The sequence below is a fragment of the Paenibacillus sp. P36 genome (assembly GCF_045866505.1).
Taxonomy (GTDB): Bacteria; Bacillota; Bacilli; order Paenibacillales; family NBRC-103111; genus Paenibacillus_E; species Paenibacillus_E chondroitinus.
This window is the reverse complement of sequence record NZ_AP038372.1, coordinates 1,380,058-1,396,233: the sequence shown is the minus strand read 5'-3', so window position 1 is coordinate 1,396,233 and position 16,176 is coordinate 1,380,058. Positions and strand designations below refer to the sequence as shown.

Annotated in this window: 18 protein-coding genes; 12 read left to right on the top strand and 6 right to left on the bottom strand. The window is 46.5% G+C overall.

Annotated features, from left to right (window positions below; translation table 11 throughout):
• Positions 1–47 precede the first annotated feature (47 nt).
• From ACKTT9_RS06505 to ACKTT9_RS06495, 3 genes are read left to right on the top strand one after another with little or no spacing between them, the layout of a single operon-like run.
• Positions 48–212: a YycC family protein gene (locus ACKTT9_RS06505; RefSeq protein ID WP_407870931.1), complete on the top strand. Its 165-nt coding sequence runs from the start codon at positions 48–50 to the stop codon at positions 210–212.
• A gap of 6 nt (positions 213–218) precedes the next feature.
• Positions 219–461 (top strand): hypothetical protein, encoded by a 243-nt coding sequence (locus ACKTT9_RS06500; protein ID WP_127453219.1) that lies wholly within the window; start codon positions 219–221, stop codon positions 459–461.
• A 31-nt stretch (positions 462–492) separates the two neighbouring features.
• On the top strand, positions 493–1,599 hold the full coding sequence (locus ACKTT9_RS06495) for a GGDEF domain-containing protein (RefSeq protein ID WP_407870930.1): 1,107 nt from the start codon (positions 493–495) through the stop codon (positions 1,597–1,599).
• 73 nt (positions 1,600–1,672) lie between these two features.
• Here ACKTT9_RS06495 and ACKTT9_RS06490 read toward each other — a convergent pair whose 3' ends face one another.
• Together ACKTT9_RS06490 and ACKTT9_RS06485 are read right to left on the bottom strand one after the other, a co-directional pair.
• A complete protein-coding gene (locus tag ACKTT9_RS06490; RefSeq protein ID WP_407870929.1) occupies positions 1,673–2,374 on the bottom strand; it encodes a DUF2225 domain-containing protein in 702 nt (233 codons plus the stop codon).
• A gap of 43 nt (positions 2,375–2,417) precedes the next feature.
• Positions 2,418–2,810 (bottom strand): globin, encoded by a 393-nt coding sequence (locus tag ACKTT9_RS06485; protein ID WP_157319671.1) that lies wholly within the window; start codon positions 2,808–2,810, stop codon positions 2,418–2,420.
• A 277-nt stretch (positions 2,811–3,087) separates the two neighbouring features.
• Between ACKTT9_RS06485 and ylbJ the strand changes: the two genes are divergently transcribed.
• From ylbJ to ACKTT9_RS06465, 4 genes are all read left to right on the top strand, one after another.
• Positions 3,088–4,326: a sporulation integral membrane protein YlbJ gene (ylbJ, locus tag ACKTT9_RS06480; protein WP_407870928.1), complete on the top strand. Its 1,239-nt coding sequence runs from the start codon at positions 3,088–3,090 to the stop codon at positions 4,324–4,326.
• 64 nt (positions 4,327–4,390) lie between these two features.
• A complete protein-coding gene (gene glgP / locus ACKTT9_RS06475; RefSeq protein ID WP_407870927.1) occupies positions 4,391–6,946 on the top strand; it encodes an alpha-glucan family phosphorylase in 2,556 nt (851 codons plus the stop codon).
• Positions 6,947–7,073: 127 nt separating this feature from the next.
• Entirely contained in the window at positions 7,074–7,745 is a 672-nt protein-coding gene (locus tag ACKTT9_RS06470) for a PilZ domain-containing protein (protein ID WP_407870926.1), read from the top strand.
• Positions 7,746–7,756: 11 nt separating this feature from the next.
• Positions 7,757–8,569, top strand: a complete 813-nt coding sequence (locus ACKTT9_RS06465) for an NAD kinase (RefSeq protein WP_127453034.1) — start codon at positions 7,757–7,759, stop codon at positions 8,567–8,569.
• 72 nt (positions 8,570–8,641) lie between these two features.
• Here the strand turns inward: ACKTT9_RS06465 and ACKTT9_RS06460 are convergent, their stop codons facing one another.
• Together ACKTT9_RS06460 and lipA are read right to left on the bottom strand one after the other, a co-directional pair.
• Positions 8,642–8,965 carry a YutD family protein gene (locus tag ACKTT9_RS06460; protein ID WP_127453036.1) on the bottom strand — a complete coding sequence of 108 codons (324 nt, stop codon included), beginning with the start codon at positions 8,963–8,965 and terminating at the stop codon, positions 8,642–8,644.
• 39 nt (positions 8,966–9,004) lie between these two features.
• Positions 9,005–9,880 carry a lipoyl synthase gene (gene lipA / locus ACKTT9_RS06455; protein ID WP_407870925.1) on the bottom strand — a complete coding sequence of 292 codons (876 nt, stop codon included), beginning with the start codon at positions 9,878–9,880 and terminating at the stop codon, positions 9,005–9,007.
• 156 nt (positions 9,881–10,036) lie between these two features.
• Here lipA and larE point away from each other — a divergent pair, with 156 nt between their 5' ends.
• From larE to ACKTT9_RS06440, 3 genes are read left to right on the top strand one after another with little or no spacing between them, the layout of a single operon-like run.
• Positions 10,037–10,885: an ATP-dependent sacrificial sulfur transferase LarE gene (larE, locus tag ACKTT9_RS06450; RefSeq protein WP_161408632.1), complete on the top strand. Its 849-nt coding sequence runs from the start codon at positions 10,037–10,039 to the stop codon at positions 10,883–10,885.
• Positions 10,882–11,658 carry a nickel pincer cofactor biosynthesis protein LarB gene (gene larB / locus ACKTT9_RS06445; RefSeq protein WP_127453042.1) on the top strand — a complete coding sequence of 259 codons (777 nt, stop codon included), beginning with the start codon at positions 10,882–10,884 and terminating at the stop codon, positions 11,656–11,658. Before larE ends, larB begins: the two co-directional genes overlap by 4 nt.
• A complete protein-coding gene (locus ACKTT9_RS06440) occupies positions 11,618–12,535 on the top strand; it encodes a LarC family nickel insertion protein (protein WP_407870924.1) in 918 nt (305 codons plus the stop codon). Before larB ends, ACKTT9_RS06440 begins: the two co-directional genes overlap by 41 nt.
• A 24-nt stretch (positions 12,536–12,559) precedes the next feature.
• On the opposite strand, the gene larC is transcribed toward ACKTT9_RS06440, so the two are convergent.
• Positions 12,560–13,045 carry a nickel insertion protein gene (gene larC / locus ACKTT9_RS06435; RefSeq protein WP_127453044.1) on the bottom strand — a complete coding sequence of 162 codons (486 nt, stop codon included), beginning with the start codon at positions 13,043–13,045 and terminating at the stop codon, positions 12,560–12,562.
• 197 nt (positions 13,046–13,242) lie between these two features.
• Between larC and ACKTT9_RS06430 the strand changes: the two genes are divergently transcribed.
• Positions 13,243–14,211, top strand: a complete 969-nt coding sequence (locus tag ACKTT9_RS06430; protein WP_407870923.1) for a M23 family metallopeptidase — start codon at positions 13,243–13,245, stop codon at positions 14,209–14,211.
• Between the two features lie 9 nt (positions 14,212–14,220).
• Here the strand turns inward: ACKTT9_RS06430 and yunB are convergent, their stop codons facing one another.
• Positions 14,221–15,012, bottom strand: a complete 792-nt coding sequence (gene yunB / locus ACKTT9_RS06425) for a sporulation protein YunB (RefSeq protein ID WP_407870922.1) — start codon at positions 15,010–15,012, stop codon at positions 14,221–14,223.
• 274 nt (positions 15,013–15,286) lie between these two features.
• On the opposite strand from yunB, the gene ACKTT9_RS06420 reads away from it, so the two are divergent.
• Entirely contained in the window at positions 15,287–16,144 is an 858-nt protein-coding gene (locus ACKTT9_RS06420; RefSeq protein WP_407870921.1) for a transposase, read from the top strand.
• The last annotated feature ends 32 nt before the right edge of the window (positions 16,145–16,176 follow it).

Genomic DNA, 16,176 nt, shown 5'->3' with positions numbered 1-16,176 from the left:
ATAAAGTTCCTGCAAAAAAATCGGAACGGGATGGTGTGATAACAATAATGAAACCGTTACAAATTTCTCCAGAAACAGCCGTCAAGTTGGCTGAGCAGCTTAAAGTACCTTTGGAACATCTCATGCATATGCCACAACATATTTTACTTCAAAAATTAGCAGAGCTCGCGAAATCTTCCACTTCGGAAACAAGCGAACCGGAATCGAAGTAAGCTGTGTTGTTTCCTTTTGCCAACACTTGGCCTTATGACATTGTAATGAAGGACGTTTATGTGGCCGAATGTCCGTTTTGCCATAGCTCCAATGTGCTGCTGCCGCTGAAAATCCACGAACTGAAATCCATTCACGAAGGTAAAAAAAAGCTGCTTGTGTTTCCTTGCTGTCACAACAAGCTGACGCTCATTGACACAGACCGCGATTATTTATTGGCGGACACCGCTATAAGAACGAAACAATCGTAGCTTTCAAGCGCAAGGAGTAGAAAGAGTTCCTATGAATGAGTATCTCGTTCCTTTGACAAGTGCATGCACGCTAGTCACACTGAATTACGTGGCTATGAAAGTACGAAGCAAGATGCTGACCGATTCCTTCGAGCAGCTTCTTGCGCCTTTGCTCACCGGTCTTGCTTGTATCATCATGATGCTCGAACCTCTGCCTGAGCCGCTCGGTCTCATAGATTTACGCTCCTTGCCTATCTTCATGGCCGGCTTACGTTACGGAATGCCGATTGCCCTTCTTTCAACCGTCTTACCGACGGGCTTCAGCCTCATTTCACATGAAAATCATGCCTGGTTCAACATCGCACAAGATTTGCTCGCCCCTGCACTAATAAGCTCCCTGTTTCATAATAAAGAATACCGCAATGGCTTCTTGGACATTCCTATTCGACACGGTCTCCAAATATGCTCGTATGTCTTTCTCTTGCGCCTCCTGATTCATGGATTGCTCATAAGCCGATTGTCCTGGCCTTATGTCGGTGATCAGCTTTTCATGCTGGCTATCATGTCCGCTACTTTCATCACGCTTATCATTATGGTTAATGATGAGAATAAAAGTTGGCGCTTACAACGCCAGATGGAGCTGCAAGCCAATCAAGACAGCTTAACCAAACTTCCTAATCTGCGTAGTTTTATGCCTATTGCCAACAACGCCCTCCATCGAAGGCAAATGTCTATCATGATGATCGATTTGGATAATTTCAAACAATATAATGATCTCTTCGGGCATCTGGAAGGTGATCAACTCCTGAGAGAAATCAGCCATGTTCTTCGGCACCATATCCGCGAAGAGGATTATCTCGCCAGATACGGCGGGGAAGAGTTCATTCTTCTCAGTTCAGAGACTGATCCGATTAAACTTAGTTTATATGCCCAACGCCTATGCTTTATGGCTGCCCAATCGTTCCTTCATAAAAACCAAAACGTCGCAACACCTATTACGATTTCTATTGGCATTTCTACCGCTAAATCGCCCCAGGCTGAATTAACTCAATTGATCTATGAAGCCGATCAAGCCCTCTATGAATCCAAACGTCAAGGAAAAAATCGGTTCACCCACTACAAGGAACTTCAAGTGCTTGATCAAAAAATGAACGCTTAACTATGCAAGGGATCGCAATCAAGCAATCGCCAATCACATAGGCAAGCGTTCATCTCATTTTTTATTCGAGCTATTAAGTAGCTTGTTTCATTTCGTCCGGCAGTTCCATACGGATGGCGAGCATATCCTCGCGAGTTACAATCCATTGTTCGCGGCTTGCTCGAATCATCGCAGCGTCCATGATTTTACGGTCGTTAATAATGCGAGAAAACCATTTGACTGCGTCACTGAAACGGCCCAATCTGCGGTTGAGTTCCCCCATCAGAAACATTAGCCTTGCATTATTGAGCTCCATGCCTTCATTTTCATATACGTGCACATACGCTTCCAAGGCAAAAGCCAAGAACCGCTTCTCTTGCTCCCAATCGCCTTTAGTTCTGTATAGCCACGCCAAGTGGTGAAGAAGTCCTGCTACAACGCGGGATTTCTCTTCTTTAATTTGCGCGCTGACCAGCGCCAGCTTGTAACCCTGCAGGGTAGTTTCCCACGTTCGTTCGCCGCCAAAGCTGCGCATCGTCCAGTTTTTCGCAATCTTCTCGTGAAAGGCTTCACGTTGCGCTGACTTCCACTTATCTGAAAAGTTTTCCGTATGCGCATAACCGCAGTAAGGACAAATCCTCACGATATAGTAATCAGGGTTGATGCCCTTATAGTGTACGCAGAAATCCGCGTCTGTTTTGCTCGCTTTTTTGAAACTCGGACGAACCTTCATGGATTTGAAGGAATTGTCGCAATACGTACATTTCACTGAAATCTCATACAAAGGTTCAACCATCTTGAAACCCCGCCTCTTCTCTGGAAAGTATAGGAAAGAAGAACTATTCTTCTTCAGGTGTATTCACAAAATGATAAGCGGAACCTTTCAAGCGTTGCAGTAAAAATTCCCGTAGATCCTGCGGCAAACCCACTTCCTCCATAGCTCCGGCCATACAGCCTAACCATGCGTCTGCACGTTCCACTGTGATAGGAAAAGGCATGTGCCTTCCTCTCATCATAGGGTGTCCATGGACATCGGAATACAGCGTTGGACCCCCAAAAAATTGACTTAAAAACATATATTGTTTATCCATAACGGGCTCAATATCCGAAGGGAACAGAGGCGCCAACAAAGGATTCTTCAGCACTCTAGGATAAAATGCTTCCACAATCCGGCGAACCGTCTCTGCTCCCCCCATCAATTCATACAGCGTATTGCGTTCTTGCTCTGACATGGTGAGAACCTCTCTGATCGTAATGACTTAATAATTTTCTACATCCTCATCCCCTGCATGCATGAGCGTTTCTCGAATGACAAACACGAACATACAAACGACCAAACCGACGATGACACTTGTCATTTGAATCACTCCCGCGGCCTAGGATATAAGACTATTACTAGTCCTATTTTACCATAAATACATTTACATAACAGTACCAAAGTCTAAGTTTTTTAGGCCGGCATGTCTGTCCCATTTCCTTCATATAGTTGAGGAGGAGGTGTAGAGTTCCATGGAGAAAAGAAACTTTACCGCGGCGCTACTTATGGCCTTTGTTGTTATTGCCATTATTCTATGCTTATTTGCCTTCCCTCATGCCGGACTTCAAGCAGCCTTGCGCGGTGTTTCCATTTGGTGGGACGTGCTCTTTCCCGCACTCTTTCCCTTCTTCGTCATCTCCGAAATTATGCTTGGCTTCGGTATCGTTCACTTCTTCGGCACACTGCTGGATCCGATGATGCGCCCCGTCTTCCGTATCCCGGGCATCGGCGGCTTCGTCGTGGCTATGGGCTTCGCAGCTGGTTATCCTGTCGGCGCCAAATTGACGGGCCAGCTATGGACCCAAAAGCTCGTAAACCGCGAGGAAGGCGAACGGCTCGTCGCATTTACAACAAGCTCTGATCCCATCTTTTTGATTGGAGCTGTTTCAATAGGCTTCTTCCATGACGCCTCACTCGCTATCATTCTGGCAGTAGCTCACTACGGAGGCTCTCTCATGATTGGATTGATGATGCGATTCCATGGCAAGAAGAGCCGCCCTACCAAGCAGAAGAGCGCCAGCCAAGGCTGGATATGGAAGCGCGCTTTTGAATCCATGCATGATGCCCGCATGTCCGATGGAAGATCCATCGGTACGCTTCTCAGCCAATCCGTCCTTCAATCGGTAAATTTAATTTTCGTTGTAGGTGGACTTGTTGTCTTCTTCTCCGTTGCCTTGGAAGTCTTAACTCAAGCTAAGGTCATGAATGCCATATACATGCTCATCGATTCCCTCTTGCGCTTTACCGGACTTCCCCTTGAATTGTCACAAGCCGTCATGAACGGTCTATTCGAGGTGACGATCGGGGCCAAAGCTGCTGGCAATGCTCCTGCTGCACTGGCGCTTTCCAGCAAAGTTGCCATTGGAGCGTTCATTTTGTCATGGGGAGGATTGTCGGTACATGCGCAGATCGTAAGTCTTTTAAGTCATACCAACTTGCGCTATATGCCTTTTTTAATCTCCCGTTTCATCCATGCCTTGCTTTCCGCAGCTATTGTGATTATTTTTTGGGAGCCTTTGCAGGTCTTCCGAGACGCCAAAACGGTTTTCATGCCGCAGTATGATCCAACATCTCCCGTACTCAGCTATCTCAGGCTCCTGCTCCCTATGAGCGGAACCGTTATCTTGGCTGCTTTTACTGTCATTGCGGGGCTCTTTGCTGCATATTCCTTACTTAGACTCGTGTATGAAAAAGTTGGTGGAACAAGATAATAGGGGTAATTACCATGACAATGATAATTACAATCATGATGATAAAAGGGAGTGAACATACCGTATGCAAAACTCCGTCCTCCGTGTAGCCAAAACATTGCCTACTGCGATTGAACGTTTATCCGAGCTGGCCATTAATCTATGGTTTAGTTGGAACTATGATGCGCTGCAACTTTTTGCACAAATGGATCCTGTCAAATGGGCTCAAACCGGCCATAATCCCGTTCGTCTCCTATATGAATTGGACGATGCTAAACTTGATGCTTTAAGTCATAATGTGGAATTCCTAACCCGGTATCAACAGGTGATCGACAGGTTCGACGCTTATTTAAACGGACCCACCTGGTTTCAAGAAAAACACGGAGATCGAGGCTACGTCAAAGTCGCCTATTTCTCCGCCGAATTCGGCTTCCATGAATCATTGCCGATCTATTCGGGAGGCCTTGGCATTTTGGCAGGCGATCACGCGAAATCAGCCAGCGACTTGGGCATTCCCTTAGTTGGTGTTGGCCTTCTTTATAAAAAAGGCTACTTCACGCAAAAAATCGATGCTTCAGGCGGACAACAAAGCCACTTATACGATTATGACTTTGCCAAACTTCCGATTGCGCCGGTTCTTCACCAAGGCGCACCGCTCACCGTTTCGATTGATATGCCGGGCCGGGCCATCACCTTGCAAATATGGCAGGTGCAGGTCGGACGCAATCGGATTTATTTACTCGACGCCGATCATGAAGCCAATCAGCACGCTGATAAAGAACTGACCGCACAGCTATACGGCGGGAATCAGGATACACGAATTGCGCAAGAAATCGTGCTCGGCATTGGCGGCGTCAAAGCGCTTCGTGCGCTTGGCATTTACCCCAATGTGTACCACATTAACGAAGGTCACGCAGCTTTCCTTACTTTGGAGCGTTTAAAAGATCTGCTGCATCTTGGTCTGCCTTTTCACGTGGCCGTCGAAACTGTCCGCTCGGCTACCGTCTTTACCACACATACACCAGTTCCTGCGGGCCATGACACGTTCTCGATCGGGATGTTGGAGCATTATCTAGGACCGCTGTTCAATGAGCTGTCACGCCATAAGCAGGCGATTATAGCACTCGGACTTGACCATCATACAGGTCAATTTAATATGACGCATTTGGCCATGAATACGGCCGGACTCCGCAATGGCGTCAGTAAGCTGCATGGTCAAGTATCCCGTGAAATGTTCAAAGAATTTCATGGACACATTGACGCTAGCGAAGTCCCAATCGGTTCCATAACGAATGGTGTTCATTTGGAAACCTGGACAGCTTCAAGCTGGAAAGAACTGCTGGACCGCTTCCTGCCCGGCACATGGCGAGAAGAGCAAGCCAACAAGCACCAATGGCAGCAAGTGGAGGTCATCCCCGATGAATCCATCTGGAAAGTGCACCAGCAATTGAAAGATGATTTAGTGAGCTTCGCTCGCCAGAATTTGATGGAGCAGCGCAGGCGCAATGGAGAATCCGAGCAGCGGATTGAAGAAGTTAGACATTATTTGAATCCAAAAGCTTTAACCATCGGATTCGCGAGACGGTTTGCCACCTACAAGCGGGCTAATCTGATTTTTAACGATTTGTACCGGCTTAAGAAATTAATTAATGACCCTGAACGGCCGGTCCAGTTCATTTTTGCCGGCAAAGCTCACCCTGCCGATTATCCCGGCCAAGAGCTTATCCGTGAAATTTACCGTGTTTCGAAAATGAAAGAATTCGAAGGTAAAGTCGTAATGCTCGAAAACTATGACATCAATATGGCTCGCTATCTCGTACAGGGTGTAGACGTCTGGCTGAATAACCCTCGAAGACCCCTTGAAGCCAGCGGAACTAGCGGACAAAAAGCGGCAATGAACGGTGTTCTTAATTTTAGCGTGCTGGATGGTTGGTGGGAGGAAGGCTACAACGGAACGAACGGTTGGGCGATTGGTTCAACAGGTACGGCCGATTGGGCTGTGCAGGAGAAAGAAAATACCCAGTCCATTTATCACATTCTGGAGAAAGAAATTATTCCCTTGTATTACAACCAAGGAAGTCTCCCTCATCAATGGATTAGCCGGATGAAACGCTCTATCCAATCGCTCAGCCCTGTTTATAACACACACCGCATGGTACAGGATTATACGGAAGAGACCTATTTGCCGACAGCGGATCGAGCACGCTTATTTGTGGCTAATCATTATGAGGTTGCGACGAAGGTTGCCGATTATAAGCAGTTCATCCGTAATAACTGGTATCAAGTAAAAATCATTGGGATCGATGACCGTTCTGCCAAATTATCTACGGAAGTGCCTTTAAGTGAAATCAAACCAACAACCAAAGAAGTGAGCGCGCAGATTTATTTCGGATCTATTTGGCCGCAGGATACAGCGGTAGAGATCATTTATTACGAGGACAATGGTGAAAAATGGGAACAAAAAAACATCCCGATGGAGTCATCAGGCGAACTGATTGAGCACGTGCAGAGCTATAAAGCAAGCATACCCGGACATCTCGTCCATGGGCCTCACTTTTCTATTCGCGTTCGACCCATTTCGACAAATTTTGCCCATTCTTTTGAGCTTTCACTCGTAACGAGCACATTATCATGGCAATAAATGTATGAATCCCTCTATTAAGCCCCTTTTGGGGCTTTTCTTATTTTCTTTTATAAATTATTATGAAAAGAGAACTTACGGTATGTGTATGCGTTCATGAATGCAAATCTAACCACTTGGTGATGCTATGGATTGGAATAAGGCACTAGAATTGGCATATATCGCACCGAACTCCGATTGTCATTTGATTGTTGTCGGTGAGTCCAAAGATGGACAGCCTTTTTGCTATGAAGATAATTTCTACATTGATAAAATTGGAGAAGATTCCTTCACAGTTTGTTTAGAGCTCGTGGGCGTGTTTCCATTCGACAAACTTGAACATGTTTCTTTTATTGAATTTTCTTTTAAAGACCGTGGAATTTTATACTATACGCACGTGGAGTTACTTCAACTTGAGTTAAAAAAAGCAATTTGTTACCTCACGCTATCTATTCCCGAAGAGATTCAGCAGCATCAGAACCGACAGCACAACCGGGCCAAGATCTCCCTTCGAACACCCATTACCCTTCAAATTGTCGGCATTCGCGGCTTATCCGCACGCAAGGGCGTCGCTTTCTCCGGACAGCTGCTTGATATCAGTGCAGGGGGTCTTTCTTTTGTTACGACAAATCGGCTTTTTTATCCCTTATTTCTGGAATTCAGCTTTTTACTATCAGGGTTTCCCCACCCCATTACCGCTTATGGCGAGATCATAAGGGTGACAAATTTCAGCAACGATTCCTATCGTGTCGCTGCCAAATTTCGGCATACACCTGAATCTATCCTGCAAGAAATTGACAAATACTGCACGCTTCAATAGGAGGAAAACGATTGAAATACAACGTCATTGAACGAGGCGATGATATCTCCAAGGAGCTGACTGCACGGTTCCACGCGCTCGCCGCTGAACAAGGTATGCCAAGGGATGAAGAGAATCCCGACATTGTCCTTTCCATTGGTGGAGATGGGACGATGCTGCAAGCCTTTCACAATTATGTACATCGACTGGATCACATTGCTTTCGTCGGGCTTCATACCGGACATCTTGGCTTTTTCGCAGACTGGAAGCCGCACGAATTAGATCATCTAGCTTCACTCGTGTTCAATGTGAGCACCCCTGAGGACCTTCATGTTGTCCAGTATCCCGTTGTCGAGATCGAAATCACGACTGAAAATGGCGTGGAGACGCATCTGGCTCTCAACGAATTTACGCTGCGGGGCATTGAAGTATCGCTCGTTGCACGTCTGCACATCAACGACGAAATGTTCGAGATGTTCCGTGGTGACGGCATCTGCATATCCTCGCCGGCGGGGAGTACGGCTTACAACAAAAGCTTAGGCGGTGCCATGGTGCATCCTTCTTTGGAAGCCATTCAGGTTGCAGAGATTGCTTCAATCAACAATAGAGTCTACCGAACTTTAGGCTCGTCCATGATTTTGCCAGCGCACCATCACTGTGATATTTATCCCAAAGCACATCAGAATATGCTGCTTTCCCTTGATCATAAGTACATGCAGCGCAACGATGTCGTTTCTATTCGCTGCCGCGTTGCTTCCCATGTCAAAGTAAAGTTTGCCAGATTCCGTCCTTTCCCTTTCTGGAACAGGGTTCGCGAAGCTTTTGTAGGATTAGAGTTAAAATAAGCCAAAAAAAGACGCCTTCCTTCCTCTTGCGAGTGGGAATGGCGTCTTTTTAATTAACTGCTCACTTAACTTCTATGACGTAGTCGTCGATGGCTCAGAAGGAACCTGCTGTTGCTGCTTGTTTCCATTTACTTTTTCAATAATGAAATACGCGCAACCAAAGTTGCAATATTCATTCAAGTAATCCTGAAGTGCGGCAATGGAGGTTTCCTTCGTTGCTTTGGGGTGGATTTCCTTGAAGAAACCTCTCAGCCTTAATTGGCTGTATCCCCAATCGCCAACAATATAATCATAACGCTCTAAAACTTCGCTGAAGCGTTCTTTGAATACTTCAAAGTTCCAGCCATTTTTATGGTCGGTAACGAGCTCGTATGTTTTATTGGCAATATGAATCATGATGGTAGGAAGCTCTCCTTTCTATGACTCGGTCGTGTTCTAAACGTTCGAAGCGGATTTAACCTGTTCATGGGCATGGTAGGAGCTGCGCACCAATGGCCCAGACTCAACGTGTTTGAATCCGCGCTTCATGCCTTCTTCTTTTAGAAGAGCAAATTGCTCAGGTGTGTAGTATTTGGACACCGCCAGGTGAGTTGTCGACGGCTGCAAATACTGCCCAATCGTCATAATATCGCAATCGACGGCACGCAAATCGTCCATCGTCTGCAACAACTCGTCCCATTCCTCCCCTACGCCAATCATGACGCTGGATTTGGTTGGGATGCTTGGGGCTATGCGTTTGGAACGTTGAAGCAGCTCCAATGAACGGCGATATTTCGCCTTGGAGCGGACGCGGTCTGACATGCGTTCTACGGTCTCCATATTGTGATTTAGAATATCCGGCTTCGCTTCAAGAACCGTAACCAAAGATTCTTCACGGCCCAAGAAATCCGGAATCAGCACTTCTACCGTGCAAAGTGGCAGCTTGCGGCGAATCGCTTTGATGGTTTCCGCGAAGATCATCGCGCCGCCATCTTGCAAATCATCGCGTGCAACAGAAGTTACAACGCAATGGCGCAGCCCCATTTGTAAAGCAGCGTCAGCCACGCGTTCAGGCTCTTGCAGATCGAGCTCCGTAGGCAGCCCTGTTTTCACAGCGCAAAAACGGCACGCACGCGTACAGATGTCACCCAAAATCATGAACGTAGCCGTTCGATTCGCCCAGCACTCATGAATGTTTGGGCATTTAGCTTCTTCACAGACCGTATGCAGCGTCTTCGAACGCATCATTGATTTAATTTCTTTGAAATTTTCATCTGTTTTCAGATTAATTTTTAACCAGTCTGGTTTTCTCTCTAATGGTTTTGTAGGCATTATATTTCCCGCCTTTTATTTGGTTTCTCAATGTTGTTATTATATCATGAATGCCTGACAAAACAATCCACTTTGCCAGCCAGTTGTGATACACTTATCTAGATGGACCAAAACAGCTCAGCTATTTACATATAGGCTGTATGGGAGGAAAGAAACATGAGCATACAAGAAGTAACGCGAGAGAAGGATCGCAAGCTTGGCGAGATTTTAAGAGGCATGGGCCGAGTATTGATCGCCTTTTCCGGCGGAGTAGACAGCACATTTGTCCTTAAGCGTGCACAGCAAGAGCTCGGTGATCAAGTTCTGGCCGTCACAGCCGCATCCGAAACATTCCCGTCACGGGAATTCGATGCAGCCGTCGAGCTTGCTGAACAAATTGGTGTCCCCCTGTACAAAACAGAGGTCAAAGAATTGGAGAATGCCAATTTTGTTGCCAATAATCCGGACCGCTGCTACCATTGCAAAACGGGTCTTTATTCACATCTGCAGCAATTAGCCAAAGAATTAGGTTATCCCTATATTCTGGATGGTTCCAATATGGACGATCTCGGTGATTACAGACCGGGGCTGCAAGCCAAGAACGAACAGGGCGTCCGCAGTACGCTACAAGAGGCTGGGATGACCAAAGATGAAATCAGACAGCTTTCCAAAGAGTTAGGTTTACGCACTTGGAATAAACCGTCTTTTGCTTGCCTGTCCTCCCGTATCCCCTACGGAACACAAATTGAGAAGTGGAAGATTGACCAACTGGACGAGGGCGAGTACTTCCTTTCACAGCTTGGTTTATATCAAGTACGCGTACGTCACCATGAGAAAATTGCCCGGATCGAAGTTATGCCGGATGAAATACATAAAGTGGTGGAGCATCGCGACGCAATCTATGAAAAGTTCAGTAAGCTCGGCTTTACTTACGTAACGCTGGATCTGCAAGGCTACCGAACTGGCAGCATGAACGAAGTGCTGTCTAAGGAAACCAAAGAAAAGGTGAAAGAAGCATCCTTATGATGGACTTGGAAAAGATTTTGAAGCTCGTACAGACGGGCGATCTGGACGTCGAAGAAGCCAAAAGGCAAATCATCAAGGAAGGCGGCGGCGAAGGCCCCGGCAACCTTGATCTCGGATTTGCCCAGCTGGACATCGATCGCGAGAAGCGCACTGGCTTCCCCGAGGTTATTTTCGGGGAAGGCAAAACCGCCGAGCAGATCGAGGCCATCTTTCGGCGGCTCATGGAACACACCGACCGCGTGCTGGCTACGCGGGTCGACGCAGTCAAAGCCGCCCATGTTATTGCTGCCGTGGAAGGTGTCACCTACCACGAAACAGCCAGGGCGCTCACTTGGTTCAAGCGACCGATGTTGAAAGTCCACGACGGCTACATCGCCGTCGTGTGCGCAGGGACCTCCGACCTCCCCGTGGCGGAGGAGGCTGCTCTTACGGCAGAATGCCTGGGCAGCCACGTCGAACGCGTTTTCGACGTTGGTGTAGCCGGCATTCACCGGCTCTTTCGCCGGCTGGAACTTATTCGCGGTGCTAACGCGATTGTGGTCGTTGCCGGCATGGAGGGCGCGCTCGCCAGCGTGCTTGGCGGGCTCGTATCCAAACCTGTCGTCGCTGTGCCGACGAGCATCGGGTATGGCGCACACCTTGCAGGCGTGGCTCCGCTCTTGTCCATGTTAAACAGTTGTTCACCTGGTATCTCTGTCGTAAACATTGACAACGGCTTTGGAGCCGGCTATTATGCAGGGCTCATTAACAAAAATATGTCGAAACGAGCGTGAGATTCGTACCATGCGTATTCTATATTTGGACTGCTTCTCCGGAATCAGCGGCGATATGACACTTGGCGCTTTGGTTGATGCAGGGGCAGACCGGGCTTATATTGAAAGCGAGCTAACCAAAATTAAGCTTGAACCGTATGTCCTGGAATGGAAGCGTGTAATTAAGCGTGGAATTTCCGCACTTAAATTGGACGTCATCCTAGATCCGGAGTTCCCGCCTAAGAAACATCGTCATTACTCAGAAATTGTCAAAGTCATTCAAGGAGCTGGATTTAATGATCGTGTCACATCGCTCAGCTTAGCCATCTTTGAGAAAATTGGCATCGCTGAAGCGAAAATCCACGGAATTCCAGTTGAAAAAGTGCATTTCCACGAAGTCGGAGCTATCGACTCCATTGTCGACATCGTGGGTGTAGCCTTGGCTATCGACTCTTTGCAAATCGAGCGCATCTTCGCATCCCCTGTACCATTAGGCTCAGGAATCATTCATATTGATCATGGCACATACCCGGTTCCTGCTCCGGCAACCTTGGAAATGATGCGTGGTTTACCTATCGCTTCAACGAACCATAGCCTTGAGATGACCACGCCAACTGGCGCTGGTATTATTTCCGGAATAGTGGACGAGTTCTCCAAAAGCTTTCCGCCTATGATCGTAGACACCATCGGATACGGGGCAGGCACAAGGGATTTGCCTAATCAACCTAACGTGCTTCGTGTCGTGGTCGGTAAAGTGGATCCTTTCATTGGCAAATGGCAAGTCGGTCATGAGCACATCGCGCATGAACATAACCACTCACATGGCCATTCTCATGACGATCACCATCACCACCATGATCATGATCATCATCACCCGCATACGCACGATCATCAATAATAGCAAAAAGCCTCTTCCTAAATTTTAGGAGGAGGCTTTTTTGTGCTGCAGCATAAACTGCATTCTAACTTCTTCATAGACCAATTTCAACGGCACTTGATACTCTTTGGCTATCCGTTCACATTCTTTAAATTCAGGGGCATACTGCACCAATTTACCTTGGTGATAACCTACTTTTACCGTTAACAATCCCCATTTGGTATCCACTTGCTCGAATTCTCTACCTAATCTATGGCAGGAAGCGTGCATATATCGAATGCCCAGGGTCGTTGTTTCGCTAAAGATTACGTCTTCTATGGAAGAAAGTCGTGCCGCTTCAACCAGCACATTCAACATAATGCCTGGCCGCCCTTTTTTCATAATAATCGGTACCACATAGACATCATTAGCTCCAACATCGAAGAGCTTGTCCATAATATAAGAAACCCACTCTGGATTCATATCATCCAAGTTCGCCTGAATTAACAACATCCCATCGTCAACATGCTCTTCCCTGTGATTAAAGCTCACCCTTCTCACCTCATACAGGCATCATAGCAAAAAATGGTTGAATACGAAAGTTGTAAGGATAAACATCGACAGAAGAGTACATCCTAAGAACTAACATTTCAGGAAGGATGATAGTGATGAAAAGCAAACCTTTTTGGGCGCGGGTTCTAGCTTGTTGCCTCCTCCTATCAGTAGCCGAATCAGGGACTCACTCACGTATGGCGGCTTCCCAAGCTGCTGCATCTGAACAGTCTTATGCCCCAGCTCCGTCAAAGGTTAACCCCAACCTGAACGCTGAGCGGAAAGAACTATTTGAGAAAACGAGTATAATTTCTGATATCCCTTGGGCTTACTTAGCTGCTGTAGATCAATATGAAAGAACAATGAATATTGCTAAGAAAAGGCCTGTGCACAAAGGAATTACAAGCATCTACTTCCCTGAGTCGGATTGGGCCGGCATGCTGAATCCAGACCAACAGGATACGAATCCAAAAAGCATTTCCTTTTTTCACGGCTACGGACGAGATGGCTCGGGGGATGGGATCGCAGAACGAAACAACGATCTGGATTTATTAGCTTCAATGGCCTTTCTCATGAGCAGAAACGGAACGAAAGAGGAAAATTTACTCATTAACTTATGGAATTATTATCAAAACTCACGCAGCGTCGAGCGCATCAAACAATTCGCTACTATTTATAACACACTTGGCACACTCGACCTTGGAGAACATGCCTTCCCACTTCCAGTGAGCGCGGACTACTCTTATCGTAGCACTTGGGGAGACAGCCGCGGCTGGGGAGGGCACCGCTCTCATGAAGGAACGGATTTATTTGCTCGGCATGGAGTGCCTGTCAGAAGCACTTGCTACGGTATAGTAGAAGTCAAAGGTTGGAATCCATACGGCGGTTGGCGGATTGGGATTCGCGATGTGAACAATATATATCATTACTACGCCCATCTTTCCGGCTTTCAAAAAAGTCTCAAAGAAAATGATATTGTCAAACCCGGGCAAACCATCGGTTGGGTTGGCAGCTCGGGTTACGGAAAACCTGGAACGTCAGGGAAATTTCCGCCACATCTCCATTTTGGTCTTTATCGGGATAATGGGTTAACGGAATGGAGCTTCGACCCTTACCCTTCTCTCCGAAAATGGGAACGCGAAGATCGAAATAAAAGAAGAAAATAAGCCGCTCCCTTATGGAGTCGGCTCTTTTTGTATCGTTTCTTGTGATTGAATTGCGTCTCCCTTTGGTACCGTTGTTCCGACATTCGGAACCTGCGGAAGCGATAAGCTGGGCAGTCCTGCGTCCTTACTCCCTCCTACAGGATTGCCTTTGTTATCGTAATAATAAGTTGGAACATCCCCTACTACAAGGGAGTATGAAATTGGTATCTCCGTTTCTACAATCTCTGTATCTGAGTCAAAGGGGATAATAACTGATACTTCAGCAATAATGCGGACATAAACTTCAAACATCACCATATTAATCCCTGCATTTTGGGAGCGCGTGTTTAAATCAACTTTCACATTGCCAACCGGCAGCAGCCTAATCGGAATATCAGGACCAAACGAAGCGAGAATCGCACTGTTCATCGCTTGCCCAACTGGAATATGCTCAGAGATGGATTGTAAATGATCAAGCTCGCCTTGCACGGTTTTTATCGTATCTGACGTGATGCGCATATGTTCATTATAATTTAACATGAAACCTGTTATTTTTCCGTTTTTATCCATCTTCCAATCAATAAGCTGCTCTGCTTTCGTATTCCCTGCCACATGATCCGCAATGGCGCTATTGATTGCCTGTGTGGCAATCTGCTTAATTCGAACTTTCGCCAAGTTCATCAGTGGTGGTCTAAGATTGTGTTCAACATAGATAAAAAACTGCACACAAAATAAGACAAAGATGAGAAGACTGATTAACAGCACCTTTTTGCGGCTTGATTTCCCTGTAGGTCTGCTTCTCCACCGTCGCCTTTGCAGCATCCCATTCCCCCCTTGCACCGCTTGTCATTAGTACTACCTTATGCGGACATGGAGTGAAAAAGAAGCCTAGGAGCTGTCCTCTTTCCCGCTGAATCCCGCCCCCCCTCTACTGTTCCAATGTTCATATGCTATGGGCACTATCCCATTCACTCAGAAGTATAAAAATGATTTAACATATAATTATTTCCAAAAATGTATTGCAAGAAGAACATATGTTTGATATTATCTGAATAGGAACATAAGTTCTTAATTCTTTCATTTCAGGGAGGGCTGGATGGATTTTTCTCATATGTCTTTCGAGCAGTTTAAGAGTCGTTTCTCCACTGAAGATCTTTGCGCGCAATATATTTTTCACATGAGATGGCCTGAAGGCTTTATCTGCCCAAAGTGCAGCCATCGGCATGCCTATATAACCAAAACTCGTAAACATCCTTTATACGAATGCAGCGATTGTCGTTATCAAGCCTCTCTAATCTCAGGAACCATTATGGAAGGTAGCCGAACCGAGCTGCGCAAATGGCTGTTAGCCATATTCCTCGTCTCCCGTACCGATCAGGGAACTACAGCTATGAGTCTTTCCAATCTCATTCAGGTTACTTACAAAACCGCTTGGCTAATCTTACATAAGATTCGGTCCTTTATTCAAAACTCCGACACACAGAGTCCCCTCTCAGGCTCCGTTCGTATTCATTCTGCCATTTATGGCCGCCCATTCAATCCTTCTGTCCATAGGCACCCACAAGAGCACCTTCTTCTCGTAGGTTCATCAAGTAGTGAATCGTGCGACTCAAGCTACATCAAAATCAAACATGTCCAGCTTTCTTCCCCTAAGGAAAGGCATATTTCTCGTAACGAAATTCATACATTTCGCAAACAGCATATTGAAACTGACACACAGAATGTCGAAATTATTACTGGTTTCTACACTCCACAACGTCTTCGTCCATTGCTCGGAATTGCCAAACAAGCTAGCAGCTGGATTAACCAAACCTTCCATGGTCTTGGAGCCAAACATTTGCAAACATATCTTGATGAATTTTGCTATCGCAGGAACCTCACCGCAAGGAACATTTCTATTTTCACTCATTTAAGCGGACTTTGTTTCTCCAAATCGGCACACACATACACATGATCTGAGTCACGGGGATAGTGGCCATATGCAGA